General features: G+C 38.7%; 11 protein-coding genes. 6 read left to right on the top strand and 5 right to left on the bottom strand.

Annotation, left to right across the window (positions count from 1 at the left end):
- Positions 1–7: 7 nt before the first annotated feature.
- Positions 8–2020: a conjugal transfer protein MobC gene (gene mobC, locus ACED20_RS01115; protein ID WP_288446065.1), complete on the top strand. Its 2013-nt coding sequence runs from the start codon at positions 8–10 to the stop codon at positions 2018–2020.
- 35 nt (positions 2021–2055) lie between these two features.
- Here mobC and ACED20_RS01110 read toward each other — a convergent pair whose 3' ends face one another.
- Together ACED20_RS01110 and ACED20_RS01105 are read right to left on the bottom strand one after the other, a co-directional pair.
- Positions 2056–2901, bottom strand: coding sequence for an RteC domain-containing protein (locus ACED20_RS01110; RefSeq protein ID WP_288446067.1), 846 nt, complete (start codon positions 2899–2901; stop codon positions 2056–2058).
- A gap of 46 nt (positions 2902–2947) precedes the next feature.
- On the bottom strand, positions 2948–4651 hold the full coding sequence (locus tag ACED20_RS01105; protein WP_288446069.1) for an AraC family transcriptional regulator: 1704 nt from the start codon (positions 4649–4651) through the stop codon (positions 2948–2950).
- Between the two features lie 276 nt (positions 4652–4927).
- On the opposite strand from ACED20_RS01105, the gene ACED20_RS01100 reads away from it, so the two are divergent.
- From ACED20_RS01100 to ACED20_RS01090, 3 genes are all read left to right on the top strand, one after another.
- On the top strand, positions 4928–5149 hold the full coding sequence (locus ACED20_RS01100) for a hypothetical protein (RefSeq protein WP_288446070.1): 222 nt from the start codon (positions 4928–4930) through the stop codon (positions 5147–5149).
- 202 nt (positions 5150–5351) lie between these two features.
- Positions 5352–6842: a MauE/DoxX family redox-associated membrane protein gene (locus tag ACED20_RS01095; protein WP_288446071.1), complete on the top strand. Its 1491-nt coding sequence runs from the start codon at positions 5352–5354 to the stop codon at positions 6840–6842.
- 30 nt (positions 6843–6872) lie between these two features.
- Positions 6873–7139, top strand: a complete 267-nt coding sequence (locus ACED20_RS01090; protein WP_230635706.1) for a DUF6520 family protein — start codon at positions 6873–6875, stop codon at positions 7137–7139.
- Positions 7140–7156: 17 nt separating this feature from the next.
- Here the strand turns inward: ACED20_RS01090 and ACED20_RS01085 are convergent, their stop codons facing one another.
- The 3 genes from ACED20_RS01085 to ACED20_RS01075 are packed head-to-tail and all read right to left on the bottom strand — an operon-like array spanning position 7157 to position 14008.
- Positions 7157–9649 carry a S9 family peptidase gene (locus ACED20_RS01085; protein WP_288446073.1) on the bottom strand — a complete coding sequence of 831 codons (2493 nt, stop codon included), beginning with the start codon at positions 9647–9649 and terminating at the stop codon, positions 7157–7159.
- Positions 9636–11006, bottom strand: a complete 1371-nt coding sequence (locus tag ACED20_RS01080; RefSeq protein WP_288446074.1) for a RagB/SusD family nutrient uptake outer membrane protein — start codon at positions 11004–11006, stop codon at positions 9636–9638. Before ACED20_RS01080 ends, ACED20_RS01085 begins: the two co-directional genes overlap by 14 nt.
- Positions 11007–11017: 11 nt before the next feature.
- Positions 11018–14008 carry a SusC/RagA family TonB-linked outer membrane protein gene (locus tag ACED20_RS01075; protein WP_288446076.1) on the bottom strand — a complete coding sequence of 997 codons (2991 nt, stop codon included), beginning with the start codon at positions 14006–14008 and terminating at the stop codon, positions 11018–11020.
- 634 nt (positions 14009–14642) lie between these two features.
- Between ACED20_RS01075 and ACED20_RS01070 the strand changes: the two genes are divergently transcribed.
- Both ACED20_RS01070 and ACED20_RS01065 read left to right on the top strand, forming a co-directional pair.
- Positions 14643–14951, top strand: a complete 309-nt coding sequence (locus ACED20_RS01070; RefSeq protein ID WP_288446078.1) for a helix-turn-helix domain-containing protein — start codon at positions 14643–14645, stop codon at positions 14949–14951.
- A 91-nt stretch (positions 14952–15042) separates the two neighbouring features.
- On the top strand, positions 15043–15216 hold the full coding sequence (locus ACED20_RS01065) for a DUF3606 domain-containing protein (RefSeq protein WP_288446080.1): 174 nt from the start codon (positions 15043–15045) through the stop codon (positions 15214–15216).
- Positions 15217–15526 lie beyond the last annotated feature (310 nt).

The following is a 15526-nucleotide window of genomic DNA, read 5'->3' as shown; positions in this document are numbered from 1 at the left end:
TTAGATAATGCAGGGAGAAGACGACTTGAGAGGGCTTGCCAAAATAATGGCATTTATGAGAGCGGTGAGTATAATTCTTGTTTTATTGCACTTGTACTGGTTTTGTTACGGCTTTTTTGAAGAACGTGGCTGGACTTTAAATCTTGTCAATAAGATCCTTCAAAACTTTAACAAGACTGCAGGATTATTTAGCAAACCACTTTATTCAAAACTTTTTGCATTGATATTGCTGAGCCTCAGCTGTCTTGGAACGAAAGGGGTAAAAAATGAAAAGATCACCTGGCATAAGATATTTGTGGTTTTAGTTTTGGGCGTTTTATTTTTCTTTTTTAGCATACCCATTCTAAAACTGTCATCAGACTTTACAGCTCCATTATATATGCTGTTTACTGGTTCAGGTTTTATTTTCTTGATGATGGCCGGTGTCTGGATGAGCCGTCTACTGAGACATAATTTAATGGATGATGTCTTTAATAATGAAAATGAAAGTTTCCAACAGGAGACAAAGCTTATTTATAACGAGTATTCGGTCAATCTGCCTACCAAATTTTATTATCTGGGGAAGTGGCATCACGGATGGATCAATGTAGTGAATCCTTTTCGCGCCACCATTGTTTTAGGTACGCCCGGGTCAGGAAAATCATTTGCTGTAGTCAACAACTATATCAGGCAACATATTGAAAAGGGATTCTCAATGTATATCTATGATTTTAAATTTGAAGATCTATCGACCATTGCCTACAATCATCTCCTACATCATTCTGAAGGCTATCAGATTAAGCCTAAATTCTATATCATCAACTTTGATGATCCCAGAAAAAGTCATCGTTGCAATCCGTTGAATCCTGATTTTATGACGGATATTTCTGATGCGTATGAAGCGGCCTACACCATTATGCTGAATCTCAATCGGAGCTGGATCCAAAAGCAGGGCGATTTTTTCGTGGAAAGCCCTATCATCCTTTTGGCTGCGATCATTTGGTTTTTGAAAATCTACAAAGGTGGGATATACTGTACGTTTCCACACGCCATTGAGTTGCTGAATAAAAAATATGAGGATGTTTTTACGATCCTGACCTCTTACTCCGAACTGGAAAACTACCTCTCCCCTTTTATGGATGCGTGGCAGGGCGGTGCACAGGACCAGTTGCAGGGGCAGATCGCTTCAGCAAAGATTCCTTTGTCCCGGATGATCTCTCCACAATTGTATTGGGTAATGACCGGAGATGATTTTTCGTTGGATATCAACAATCCGAAGGAACCGAAGATTTTGTGTGTTGGCAATAATCCGGATCGACAAAACATCTACTCTGCTGCATTGGGACTTTATAACTCCAGAATTGTCAAATTGATCAATAAAAAAGGGCAACTGAAAAGCTCGGTGATCATTGATGAGCTGGCCACCATCTATTTCAGGGGATTGGACAATCTGATCGCGACTGCCAGAAGCAACAAGGTTTCTGTTTGCCTGGGCTTTCAGGATTTCTCACAGTTGACAAGGGACTATGGCGATAAGGAGAGCAAAGTGATCCAAAACACCGTTGGGAATATTTTTAGCGGACAGGTGGTTGGAGAGACTGCAAAAGCCCTCTCAGATAGATTTGGTAAGGTTTTGCAAAAAAGGCAAAGCATCTCCATCAACAGGAATGATACATCAACGTCTATTTCAACACAATTGGACAGCCTGATCCCGGCTTCAAAGATCTCAACATTGACACAGGGATTTTTTGTTGGTGCGGTCTCAGATAATTTCGATGAAAGGATCGAACAGAAAATTTTCCATTCTGAGATCGTTGTAGATACCGTAAAACTTTCTACAGAGGAAAAGAATTATCAAAAAATACCTCAGATCCGTTCATTTGTCGACGAGCAAGGGATTGATTGTATGCAGGAAGAAATTACAGCCAACTATAAAAACATCAAAGCTGACATACTGATGGTCATCCGTGATGAAATGGAGAGAATCTCAAATGATCCGGATCTACAGCATCTGATCAATAAAGATCAAGGAAAACCTTAAAATGGCCTTACCTCAATTTAAGGTTTTCAAAACAATTACTCACCTTCAGTGTTTAGGAAGTGCTGAGTGAGATGGTCACTGACCAAATGCAGAAATTTCGTTGGACCCTGTTTGCGGTTCCTGATCTCAAATATCGTTTTGTGAAAGTTGCCCAGGTTCGTGTCCAGAGATCTTTCCACGAATTTGATGACCTCACTGAGTTCGACATTTCCTCCATTGAAACAACGCATCTGATATAGCGCATACACGAGCTCAATCAGTCCGACCTTGGATGCAGACCATACCAATGGTGACAAAGTTTTAGTACTGACATTATCACTTAAGTTTTCAAGTTGTTTTTTCAGATATTTGTCCATCTGCTGACTGGCAATGAATCTTGCTACCAAGTGATCGTGAGAAGTGGTGAAGCTGGTGTCGAAATTGTAGAAGCCGAATGATAATTTCATTTTCAGATCGTATGAATTCCTGACAAATACCTTATGGTCGAGATAGGTCGCCTCTCTGCGGTAATAGCCGTAAAATTCTGCTTGTTCCAGATAAAAGCTTTTGAGTTTTTCCTGTTCTGCCTCGTAATATTTTTTTAAGGTCTTGTTTCCGGCACTCGGTTTATGTGATTCGAGGTCTAAAATTGTGGAATAGTAGATGAATTTTGAAATGAACTGAGGCTTTAGTTTTTTGAAGAAATGTACCTCTTCGGCGATGGATTCAAAATGATGGTCGGTAATCATCTCCTTTAACTTTCTGATGGATTCATCGATCAGTAGCAGTGAACGCTCTGCGACCTTAACCATGTCTTCATCATCGTCATATACTTCGTTGATCCTTAACTCTAATTCATCATACAATTGAGCGATCTTTCTAAAAATAGTTTTTGTTACCATGTCCTTTTTTTAGAAAATTACAAAAAATCCTTTATTCATGCCAGTATCAACTGATTCCCAATTCCTTTTTGCGCTTCTTGATGTAATCAGTCGGACGTATGCCGTTAATATCAAAGAAAAGATTCGAGAAATTCTGGCGGGATGCGATGCCGCACTCTTTCGCCAATGCCTCAATGGTGAAGCGGAGATACATGTTGTTGGTATTGAGTAGATTTGTGATATAGTTGATCCTAAGCTCCGCTATATACTTATTGAAGTTCATCCCTTTGTGTTCATTGATGTAGACTGACAGATAATGGGAATTGGTTGATAGCTTTACCGCAACGTCCTTTTCGGTCAGTCCTTTCTTCAAAAATTGCCTTTCCAGTTCAAATTTTTCCAGTTTTTCTCTGATCTCAATGCTAATTTCTTGTGTCAAGGAGGTTTTCCTTGATGTGTCTTCAACATTTTCGTCTTTTACAATATCTTTGACAATATAAGTACCGTCAGATATTCTTTTTTGAAGCATGTCATACTGTTTTTTTATTTTCCGGTCTTTACTGTAACGCACGATAAGTAAACCAATGACAATGCTTCCAGAGAATATGAGGGCCTTTGCAAATCTTATTTTTCTTTGGCTGGACTTCTCCATATCATCCTGTTGCTCGATCAATGTTCTACGGTCATAATCTCTATGAAGTTTGGAGGACAGATAAGGATAATCTTTTGAGATGGCACTGTCAGCTTTAAGAAGTTGATTGGTATAATAAAGCTGTTTATTTACATCATTATTCCTGTAATATTTAATAAGATAATTATAGCTTCCGTAGACTTCTGGCAGTATAAATTTATGCTTCTCAAAGATGGTGTCTATTTCACTATAGTAGCGGATGGCTTCAACTGAATTATTTTGAGCTTCTGCAATCTTACCCAAATGGTAATAGACGACGGAAGCCCATGCAAAGTCATTTCGCTTCAAAATAACAGGCAGTGCTTTTTTTAGGTCTTTCTTTGCCTCAGCATAATTTTGCTTATGAAATTTTGAGATGCCCATGCATTTGAGAAAATAACTGTTTTCAAGATCAAAATCATGATCATTTAAGGTCAATTGATAGCCCAACCGGCTAAGGCTGTCACTTTTAGTAAAGTTTTTAAGATATCTGTTAACGATGGTCATTTGGTGAAGACTATTCAGATAGGCCTTTTTGTAATTGAACTTCTCATTATCGTGCAGGATATGCTTTGGTTTTGATGAATAAAAAGTAACACAGTCCTGAAAATGTTCCAGCGCTTCTTCATAATACCCCAAATGTTCTTTAACGACCCCCAGGTGATAGATCACCTTATAATGATGATACCTATCTTCTGATCCTTTTGAATATTGATAGGCTTTTAGATATTGATCCAAAGCAAGCTTATATTTTTTTTGATAAAAATAATAGATGATTCCCTTGCTTAAATAATCTTTGCTGATGTCATCACTGGTTCCATGCTTTAAGCTGACCGCTATGGCACTGTCCGCATACTTGATCTTGCTATGGTAGTCAAACTGCCTCCCATCTCTATAGCCCTGAATTAATCTCTGAAAGTTATTTTCGTTTTTTGCCTTCGTGATATACAATTTCACATAGGGCGTTGCATCCATGTCATCAATGGTCATTTTTTCGTAGTGTTTTCTGATCTCACTGAAAGTCGTTTCTTTTTTTTGCTGGGAAAATAGCAGGTGTGAAAATGCAGAAAATAGCACGAGAAAGTACATTATCTTTTTCATATACTGATTATTAGAACCTCACCATCTCAAAATTAAACATTTTGCGCCTAAATAAAGCAGTTTTAAGGGAATTGGAAGCTTATCGGGAGCAATATTCCAAAATCTTTGATTTATAAGGCTTTCACAGCAATTTATCCCTGTATCAATTTTAAAATTGAGACGTATCTATTTTAAAATGGATCCATAGAGTAGTTTTTTTCGTGGCTTCAGCCGGATAACTTTGACTTCAGAATTCTAATACAATCCGGCCGGGATAACCAACCAAAAAAATTAAAAATGAAAAAGTTTATCCCAATTTTTAGTGTAACGATAGCTTCAGTTTTTATGCAAAACTGTACCCATCGAGATGAGGAAATCAATGTACGTGATGATCGATCTGATCAGATAGAAAAAACTATGATGATGAAAGGAGATTCAGCCAGATTTTCAGAAGAAATTGTAGATCCAGATCCACCGGTACGAGACGGTGACAATTGGCGGCTTGTTCCGAATAATTAATCAATTTATATGACCTATGATTCCCCTTACCCCCATATCAGTTGTCACAGGCTTACCATGTCCGGAAAGCGGCATCTGGGAAAGTATGGGGAATTTTAGAACGACTGTCACCTTATTCAAAGGCGAGAAAATGCCTGACTATTGTGGAAGGAAAACCAGTTGGAAATTACTTATTGCCTGTTAAATTTTACAAGTATCTATAATGAAAGATGATAATACCATTGTCGTTAAAGCGATTTCATATTTCTTTATCTTACTGTTTCTCTATGCAAGCGTCAGTAAGCTACTAGAATTTGAAAAATTTCAGGTGCAATTAGCACAGTCACCTCTACTTAGTGCCTACGCAGGTATCGTGTCCTACTCTGTAATTATAGTAGAATGGTTTACATCAATTTTACTGTTGATTCCAATATTAAGACGTTTTGGGCTGTATGCTTCTTTGATATTAATGACAGGCTTCACAGTCTACATTTTTATCATTTTAAATTTTAGTGACTTTGTGCCATGTTCTTGTGGAGGCATATTGGAAAAGCTTGGCTGGACTGAACATTTGATCTTTAATATCGCTTGTGTATTATTTGCAATAATTGCTATTCTAATTGTTGAAAAGACAACTCATTATAAGTTTCAAAGGATAGCATTTTCAGTACTGTTCAGTTCCTTTTTGATAGTTGCCCTATTTCTATCCTCCGAATATGTCATTAAAAAAGAAAATAACTTTACAAGACGTTTCATTAAGCACCCCATTATCGATTACCGGACACTGGAAATGGACAATGATTTTTACTACTTTGCAGGTTTTGACCAGAATAATATCTATCTATCCAATCAACAGTATCCCCAGCAGCTAACCACCGTAGATTCTTCGCTGCACAAAAAAGAAGTTCTGACTGTTCGTATTGAAACAGCACATCCTTACAAAAACATCAGGCAAACTGTACTGGGAAAAAATTTCTATCTGTATGACGGAACGGTTCCTATCATATTTAAAGGAACAATCGGTAAAGAAAACACAAAACGTATCAGCTACAAAGACGCTTACTTCAATGATCTTAAAGTTATTGATTCCTTAAATTTTGCGATAAGGACACAGGTAAGGCCAAGCAATCAGTTGATATTGGGTCTGCTTAAATTGAGCGATGATCCAAAACTGCAGCTGAAAGCCCATATTTTAAAAAAGCAGATTGACGGACTTTTCGATTCTGATGGGAGTTTGTCCTATGATGAAAAAATGAGGCAGCTCTTATACACTTATACCTATCGAAATCAGGTCATCTTGATGAACGACAAAATGGCTGTCAAGAATTACTTAAAAACGATTGATACCGTAAGCACCGCAACAGTTAAAACTACCCAATTGTCAGATGGAACATACAAAATGGGTGCGCCGGCAGAGAAAGTCAATATCAGGACATTAGCCTTTAAAGATCTGCTTTTTGTACAGTCCAATTTAATGGGTCGGCACGAATCGAGAAAGGCCTGGCGAAAATCAGATGTCATCGATGTTTACCATATTGACACTAAAACTTATGTTGGCAGTTTATATCTTTTTAGAAAAGAGAATCATAAGCTATCGGATTTTATTGTCACGGAAAAATACATCTATACTCTTCACGGAAAACAGCTTGGACAGCATAAAATTACTAAAGCGCTATTAAAATATTTTAATTCGGGGAAGCCGAAAACCGATTAACAGAGTAGGCAACACTAAATATTCATACCTATGAAAAAAATCCTTTTCCCTGCTTTGCTAGTTGTACTAGGAACAGGAACAGCGTTTGCCACAAAAATGGCCAACAAGACTGAGAAAGCTACGGTACCAGGTTACAGAATGGTACAGGACGAAAATGGTGATTTTGCCTGCGTTGCAGCTGGTAAAAATTGCAGTGACATTCCGACAGGGCCAATCTGCCAGTTAGCAGATGGCACCCAATTACAGGAACAGATCTCGGAGACTTTTTGCGATAATTTGCTGAGAGAGATTCCTTAATTAAAGAAGAGGATGCCTTACAAGGCATCCTTTTTCATTTCTTTTTCGATCCAAGGAACATTTTTTTTACCTTTTAGAAAATAGTCCCACCAATCCAAAATGCGAAGATGAAGATCAATGCTTTCTTCACTGTTCGTTGTCAGATCATGATCCTGATCTTTATAAAACAGAGCGACTGTCTTTTTTCGATTTCGTAATAAACCTGTGTAAAATTCGACAGTGTGATCATAGGGAACATTCATATCTTTAGTACCGGTCCATAACAAAATCGGTGCAGTAACTCTTTCGACATTGGATATAGGGCTGTTATCATAGTACAACATTTTGTTTTCTGAAAATGGCACTTTCATACTGAATTGACCGTTTTCGAAGCGGGGATAATTTGGGAGTTTTCTTTCCTCACTGAAGGAAAAATAAAATTTGACTAGGTCAGTAACAGAAGCGCCTGCAATGTATGCAGCAAAACGATTGGAATGGGTGGCAACGAAACTGGTACCAAAACCACCAAATGAATGTCCCATCAATCCCACTCTATCTAAATCGATATTTCCATTAGTTTTTAGAGCATCTAAACCGGAATGTACACAGTCCAAGATCGACAATCCCGGTCCCCTTCTGTCAATAATCACATCAGGAAGAAAAACGAAATAACCGTTATCGATCAGTGATCTCACATTGATTCCGATTTCGGAAAAATGTGGATATAGATACATCGATGCATTTTTACTTTGAACCTCGTAGATCGACAAGACCATAGGATATTTACCTGATGGATCGAAGTTCATCGGATAATACAGTACACCTTTAACAGATGCACCAAAACTATTTTTGTAATGTAAAATCTCCTGTTTGGCTGCCTTTATGTCTTGGTCATGGATATTGCTTTGATACAGTTTTTTCTTAACCCTTCCCACAGTTGTATAGATGGCCTGAGGTTTATTAAAATTCTCTTCGATACTGACAAACTGATCTTTTCGACCATTACATTTAAAATCACCCACTCTATTGCTGGTTGAACTAAGGATTGTTTTTATTTTATCACTGTACCACTCGACAAATGATGTTTCATTCTTATTTTTGTTCCACACTTTCAAAATTACCGGTCGGTGTGTATCTATACTTTGAAATTTAAAATCGGCTCCTAAAGAGCCATATATACGGTATGTATCAGGATCTAAAATAATTACTTTTTTATCTGAAAGAAAAGTCTTTCGTTCTAATTTTTTCGTTTTTAGATCAAGGCAATAGAAACCTTCATCACTTTCAAAAAAAGCATATTTATTATCTTTGCTGTAGGTTGGTTCGCCTACTTGAGAATTGTTGATCGTCATTGCTTCTGATAACAGAGTATCATAAAGCACCCAACGTTTTTTCGCTTCACTAAAACCTAAGACAAATCTTCCATCTGGACTTATCACAAGTGTCGAAGACTGTGGGAAGATCAATGTTGATAAATTTTCAGATCGGTCGTACAACTGGATGTCAAACCAAGAAACAGAACTTATATATTCATTTTTTTCTTTTCTGTCAAAACTTAAAAAATACCTTTCGTTATCAATGGGAAGCAAGAAGGCCAGTGGATTATCAATTCGTTGAACTTTCTGGGATTTGACATTATAAGACCAATACTCATGACGCTGATCTCCCAACTTCTTAAGCCAGAGATTAGTATCACTCCCATACCAGATAAGAGGTCTGTTGTCCGATATGGGTGGCAACCTCTGTTCAAAATCTAAAAAATAGGTATCCCCGTGTTTTATTTCACTGACCTTGATATAGTCAGCATCAACAAATCCAGTATTGACCGATGTGGCCTGGTCAGATCTTGTGTTTAACAACACCAATTTCAACTTTTTTGAGAGCTTCTTTTGTTCCGTAACAGCGATGTTTTTCTGTGAAGGCATTACTTCCAGCTTTTTGATAAGGTGTTCGGAAGTATAGATTTTTTTAATTTTTTTTGATTTTAGCATCCAAATGGATGAGATCTCCTCACTTTTAGAAATCAAATACAGCAGATTCCTTCCATTGCTAACTGTCTGTGTGACATCAGGTATCGATGTTACAAGATGGTCTTTCCTATCATAGACCTCGAGAAAATGGTCTTTGTACAAAATAATATAATAGCCTAAAGAAGTTATTGCTTCTGATTTAATGACATCCTCAAAGTCTTTTTTCTCTTGAGTCCTCAGGTTAATGACCTGCGCCTTACCTTTTCCGTACCAAAGAAATCGGTCATTATCTAAAAAGAAACTCTGCGAGATGCCTGGAAAAGCACCTGCCACGATTTGTTCCTGGTCAGCTTTTGCAACAATGGTCGTGTCTGAGTTTCTTTTATAGATCTTGTTGAACGAGATCCATCTATTGTCATCAGAAACTTTGAGATTAGCCAGTGAATAGAATCTCGAATACCTTTGTACTATGGAATCGACATTTCGTTGACCAGACAACTCTTGACCATATATCAAAGCAATGAGCAGGTAAAATAACTGCGATAAACTAATACCCTTCATTCTGCGGCTTTAAATTTGGATTTAACAAAATATCCTGTTGTGGAATAGGCCAAAGCTGATGATAAGGCTTCCAGTTAGACTTACTTTGCAGTGCTGTATTTAATGTTCCTGTTCTTTTAAGGTCAAAGAAACGATGACCCATTTCTGTAAAGAACTCGCGGCGGTTCTCGAGAAGTATTTCATTAAGTGCATTTTCTTTTGTCATTGGCAGCACCAAAGCGGTCAAGCCCGATCTTTGTCTTGTCTTATTAAGATAAGATAATGCCTCACTGATCTTATCCTGCTGAACCAAGTTTTCTGCCAGCAGAAGATTGACCTCTTCGAGACGGGCAATGATCGAATACTCGGTCGTGTTGGCGCTTCTGTTCTTATATTTTTCAGCTCTGTACCAGGTTGTTCCGCCAACCGTTACGGGCGCCATCCAGTTTTGTTTTCTAAGGTCTGTTGAAGAAAAAGAACTAAGCAATGCTGCACTTAAAGCTATAGAAGTGGGTGCCGCGCCGGCAAAATAGTAAGTTCCGGATTCCTTTGTTGCATCCCCTGAATTTTTAGGCTTCAGCTGCCATAATATGTGTGTTCCAGATTTAAGAAATACCTTTGTGACATCAGATTGGAATTGGTAGAGAGGGCTTTGAACAATTCCTTTTAACAATATTTCCGACTCTGCCCATTTGCCTTCTGTCATGTAGACTTTCGCAAGGAGTAATTCTGCCATCTTACGGTTAGGGAAAATACGTTCAGAATGCCTGTAAGTATCGGAAAGCAGGCTTCGGGATTCGGTCAGGTCGGTACTTAACTTGATCAGGACCTGTGAGGAATTGGTCTTCGCAATGTTCTGGTTAGCCTGATAGTTTGTCGTTTCCGGATAAGGAATATCTCCATACACCTGTTGAAGGTAGAAAAAGAGCATCGAACGAACCAATAATGCTTCTCCTTTCAGCCTGTTGCGGTCTGTCTCTGTCAATGATGTTGACTTTTCAACCCCTTCCAAAATGGCATTGGCGACATAGATCTGTTTATAACCGGTTGACCAATCGGTATAGATACTCGCATTGGAATCATTATGCAGATTTTGAGCAATTTCGGGCAGTCCGTTGGTTGCCGTCGTGGAATAGAAGTCAAGGTCATCAGTGTACAGTCCGAATAATTTGCCGGATTGATCTCCTGCAAATGGCGAATTGTCACGTAAGCCTGAATAAAGGCCTGCCAAAACAGCATCTGCAGTCTGCGCATCTACAAAAACCTGATCGGAGGCGATCTGGTTGGAAGGAAGGTCTACCTCGATCATTTTTTCACATGCAGTGGTCATTAATAGTAACAGTACTGCTACAGTATACTGGTGTTTATGATTTTTCATTGGTTTCAATTTTAAAAGTTAATCTGCATCCCAAAAGAATAGGTCTTTAAAGGTGGAAGGAAGCCTATCGATGAAAATTCAGGATCCATTCCGAAATATTTCGTCCTTGTGTAGAGGTTCTGTCCCTGGAAATATATTCTGGCGTCTCTGATCAGTTTTCCTTCCAGAGGAATACGGTAGGTCAGCTGAATGTTCTTTAACCGTATAAATGAGCCATCGGAAACGGTGGCATCACTCATCTGAAATAAGCTGTGCAATGGTGAAGCGGTCGTATGGTACGGCATATACTGGCCGTCCAGATTTTCGGCAGACCAGACATTCAGTGCCTCCACAGGCAGATTGCGCATCAATCCGGGAGAGGACATCAAATAATTATAATTCCTGCTCTGTTGTTTCACAAACTGAAGAAGAAAGGAGAACGACCAATTTTTATAACTGAAATTGTTGTTCCACCCGCCAAAGTAATTGACCCCGATATTTTTCACGACCTGCCTGTCATCGGGTGAACTGACCTTCCCATCACCATTATAATCAGTGAAGACATACTGCCCGTTTTGAGGATTGATGCCTTCCAAATGGTACAGTTTTACAATATTGACCGATTGGCCGATGACATAGGAACTGGCATAGGTGGATCCTTCCAGACCCGGAAATGAAATTAGTTTGTTTCTCGGAATACTGAGGTTTATGGAGGTTTCCCACTTAAAAGCACCTGTGAAAGGCCGTCCGGATAATTCGAACTCCCAGCCCGTATTCTCTATCGTTGCATCGAGGTTTGCCAATACTGATGAGAATCCTGTTACAGAAGGCAGCTGATAACCCACCAGCTGATTGGAAGAGCGGTTGCGGTAAAACGATGCTGTAACATTAAGTCGTTCTTTGAATAATCCCAATTCAAGGGCCGATTCCAATTTAATTGTCTTTTCCCAACTGAAATCAGGATTGAACAGTTTGGAGGGTACCAGACCTGTGGTATTGTTATAGCCTAACGTTGAGGTAATGTACGTGTCATTGTACTGGTAGTTGCCGATGTTGTCTGTTCCCGATGAACCGTAGCTTGCACGGAGTTTTCCGAAAGAAAGCCAGGGAATGTCCTTTAGAAAGCTCTCGTTCGAAAATAGCCAGGCCGCTCCGATAGCCCCGAAGTTGGCAAATTTTCGGTTGGTGCCAAAACGACTGCTTCCGTCCCTTCTGCCGGTGATGTTAATTATATAGCGGTGGTCAAACTGATAATTTAGCCTACCGAAAGCTGCCATATATTTGTACTCTGTACTGATCTGGTCTGAGATCAATTTCGTCGTTGCGGCAGAAATATTCTGGATAAAAGCGTTATTGGTAAACCCGTATCCCTGAATGGCACCCTGGGTATTGAGATCACTTTGATAAGTCCCTCCAACCAACACGTCTATCTGATGCCGGTCTCTTTTGAAATTCCAATTCAACTGAGGCTCCAAGGTATAGGAGAAACGGCTTTTGTTACTCTGCAAGGCCCGGGAGTTGGCAGGACCGATAACTAAAGATGGGTTGTAAATGGTATTCGGCTGTAACGATAGCTCATTAAAGGTCTGGTAATTGATGCCTCCATTGAGTTTGACCTGTACATTCTTCAGCAGCTCATAACCAGCCGTGAAATTGTTCATGAACTGGATATTATCATTGGCATAGGTACTATTGTAGGCAGCCAGTGGATTATCGAAGGTATTGTTTTGCCAGTTGATGTTTCCTGTAGCATCGTATAAGGATGGTGCATTTGGAGAAAGCGTGATCGCAGAGCTGGTATTGTCAAGATTAATGATGTTGTGCTCCAACTTTGAGAACAAAGTGGACATATTGAAATTGAACCGGTTATCCACAGAACGGTGTGCCATATTTCCTAAAAGCGTATTGGTCTTATATCGGAAGTCCTTTGCAAATACGGTCGTCTGCTCGTTATGCCCATAGCTTATCAGAAATGAGGTCTTTTCTCCACCTCCCGATAAGGACAGTTGAACATTGGATGTCACTGCCGTTTTTCCCAACAGTTCTTTGGTCCAGTCTGTATATCTGCCTTGATCCCAGATTCCATTCACATCATATGCTGTGGCAGGATAAGTCGAAATACCGTCGTTCGCATAGGCCTGCTTCCGCATGGCCACGTACTGTTCGGTATTCATCATCTTGAGGTTGGACGTGCTGTTGCTGAGCGCATATGATGAATTGAAGGTGAGTCCCAGTGAACCCTTTTTGGCCCTTTTCGTCGTGACAAGCACTACTCCATTCGCTCCCCTCGAACCATAGATGGCCGTGGCATCCGCATCTTTTAAGATCTCGAGGCTTTCAATATCATTGGGGCTGATATTGCTCAGGGGATTCAGATTCGAATCTGAGAGGATGTTGCCTCCATAAGTAGAGGTCATACCACTGCCAATGGGCACGCCGTCCACAATATAAAGTGGTTGGCTGCCATCGATCTCACTATTGGCGTAGGTACGCAAACTATTTCTTCCACGGATCTGGATGTTGTATCCGCCTCCCGGTACTCCTGAATTCTGGGTAATGCTTACCCCAGGCATCCTTCCCTGAACGGCAGACAGGACATTGGTGATGGGTTGATTTTCTATATCTTTTGCTGAAACTTTGGCGATGCTACCGGTTCTTTCTTTGTCTTTGACCTTGTAGTAGCCGGCGTTGAGAATAACTTCTTCGATTCCCTTTACTTTTTGTTCTAAGCTGATATTGACGACGGTCTGATTGGTGGCTGAGATTCGTTCTTCAGCATAATCAGGATGTCTGAACAATAGGATGGGATTTTCTGCTGAAACCTGTAATGTGTAGGTTCCGTTTTCGCTGGTGGTCGTTACCTGATCGCTTCCCTCTTGGGAGATGGTTACTCCGTGTAAAGGTTTGTTTGATGCAGTAACGGTACCGGAAATGGTGCGTGTTTGGGCTTTTGTGTTGTTGCTGAAAGCGGTCAACATAAGGCCAAAGAAAATACCTCCTATCTTGTAATAGGAATTTTTCATAGATTTGTAAAAGGTTTTTAATCGTTAAATTAATTACTGATCTGCTCTTTCCCTGTGTCGTCAAACTGTATGGGAAGGAGCTTTTTTGTTTTTTTATTTTTTGTAATTAATGTGATGGATTCATCGATGGATAAAGACTTTCCTGATGCCCTTTGGTATGAAAAAGGACTGGTGAGGATCTGAAGCAGTGACCGCAGGGCACCGGAAAGAATTTAATATGAATGAAATCTGTGTCCCGTGTGAGCTATTTAAAGCCGCAATAGGTTGTACCCTCCTATTGTATCGTGTAATCTGATACTATATTTTAGGAAGCGGGCTTAGATTTTATGTAGATAGAGCGAACTGCATTGAAAGAAAAACGGCATGAGACTCTACATTATCAGTATTAGGGGTACTGGTATACCTTTGCACAAGATAAGAGAGCCCACGCCTAGGTCGTGAGCTTTCTGCTTATCGTCTTGTGCATTCTAAAATTACCAGTTTTCTAATACAAGATTCTAAGCAATAGCTTCTGATATTCTTTGAAGTATCGCAAAGTTACATTTCTATAACTTATTTTACAAATATAATAAAAAATTATATACAACACATATATGTGTTTATGAAAAATCATAGAATTCCCAAAATTTACTAAATGTATATATGGGAAATAGAAGAATTAAAATTTCAAATTGGAAGTATATTTCAATTTCATAGATTGAAAGGTAAACTTTCGCAATTGCAACTTGGCAATGAGATTAATCTGTCTAGTAATCAAGTTGGTAGAATTGAAAGAGCAGAAACTAATCCAACTATAGAAAGTATCGTAAAATTTTGTAATTTTTTCAAAATTGACATATTAAGTTTGTTTACTAAGTTGACTGACATTGAATATGAAAAACTTCAAATTGGAATTAAAGAATTACAAAAAGAATTTAAAAATCATAATAGAAGAAAATCCTAACGAAAGTTGGGATTTTTCATTTTACGGAAAACCGTAATGATATAATATCAAACCTCTTTACATTTACTTTACGAACCAAAAATTATTTATTATGAGCGATAATTTAAGTAAAAGAAGACCTCAAGATGCAACTAAAGTAAATGTGACCGAAACTTGGGAGCTGGAATACTGGTCAAACAAGTTTGGTGTTACCAAAGAAAAGTTAAAAGAAGCGGTTAATATTTTTGGAACTGCTGCTGCGGTACAGAAGTACATGGGGAAATAATGTAAATTTTATATGTAAACCTTGACAAGGGTTGGGATTTTTTCTTAAGTATACAAAATTTGTAGTCGTTAATAAATTCAGTGAAAATACTGATATTGGATTTTATACTGGTTTTTATCTTTGCTATTTATGGAAAGCCATAAAAATTATGTGAAAAATTAATTATTTTTAATGTTTTAAAATAACCATGATAAAACCATTACACAAATTTCAATTTATTAGTACTCATAGCAGGCAGTATAAATTCTAAATATAACAGACACATTTGTATTTAATTTTTCTAGTACATTAATGGAAATTTTATAATTTC

It is taken from the genome of Chryseobacterium sp. sg2396 (assembly GCF_042610505.1).
In the GTDB taxonomy this organism is placed as follows: domain Bacteria; phylum Bacteroidota; class Bacteroidia; order Flavobacteriales; family Weeksellaceae; genus Chryseobacterium.
Note: the sequence above shows the minus strand (reverse complement) of the source record. Positions and strands in the feature narration are given on the sequence as shown.

Bases quoted from the DNA above. Each gene is read 5' to 3' on its own strand.
- mobC (WP_288446065.1), top strand. From the start codon at position 8: ATGCAGGGAGAAGACGACTTGAGAGGGCTTGCCAAAATAATGGCATTT.
- ACED20_RS01110 (WP_288446067.1), bottom strand. From the start codon at position 2,901: ATGGTAACAAAAACTATTTTTAGAAAGATCGCTCAATTGTATGATGAA.
- ACED20_RS01105 (WP_288446069.1), bottom strand. From the start codon at position 4,651: ATGAAAAAGATAATGTACTTTCTCGTGCTATTTTCTGCATTTTCACAC.
- ACED20_RS01100 (WP_288446070.1), top strand. From the start codon at position 4,928: ATGAAAAAGTTTATCCCAATTTTTAGTGTAACGATAGCTTCAGTTTTT.
- ACED20_RS01095 (WP_288446071.1), top strand. From the start codon at position 5,352: ATGAAAGATGATAATACCATTGTCGTTAAAGCGATTTCATATTTCTTT.
- ACED20_RS01090 (WP_230635706.1), top strand. From the start codon at position 6,873: ATGAAAAAAATCCTTTTCCCTGCTTTGCTAGTTGTACTAGGAACAGGA.
- ACED20_RS01085 (WP_288446073.1), bottom strand. From the start codon at position 9,649: ATGAAGGGTATTAGTTTATCGCAGTTATTTTACCTGCTCATTGCTTTG.
- ACED20_RS01080 (WP_288446074.1), bottom strand. From the start codon at position 11,006: ATGAAAAATCATAAACACCAGTATACTGTAGCAGTACTGTTACTATTA.
- ACED20_RS01075 (WP_288446076.1), bottom strand. From the start codon at position 14,008: ATGAAAAATTCCTATTACAAGATAGGAGGTATTTTCTTTGGCCTTATG.
- ACED20_RS01070 (WP_288446078.1), top strand. From the start codon at position 14,643: ATGTATATATGGGAAATAGAAGAATTAAAATTTCAAATTGGAAGTATA.
- ACED20_RS01065 (WP_288446080.1), top strand. From the start codon at position 15,043: ATGAGCGATAATTTAAGTAAAAGAAGACCTCAAGATGCAACTAAAGTA.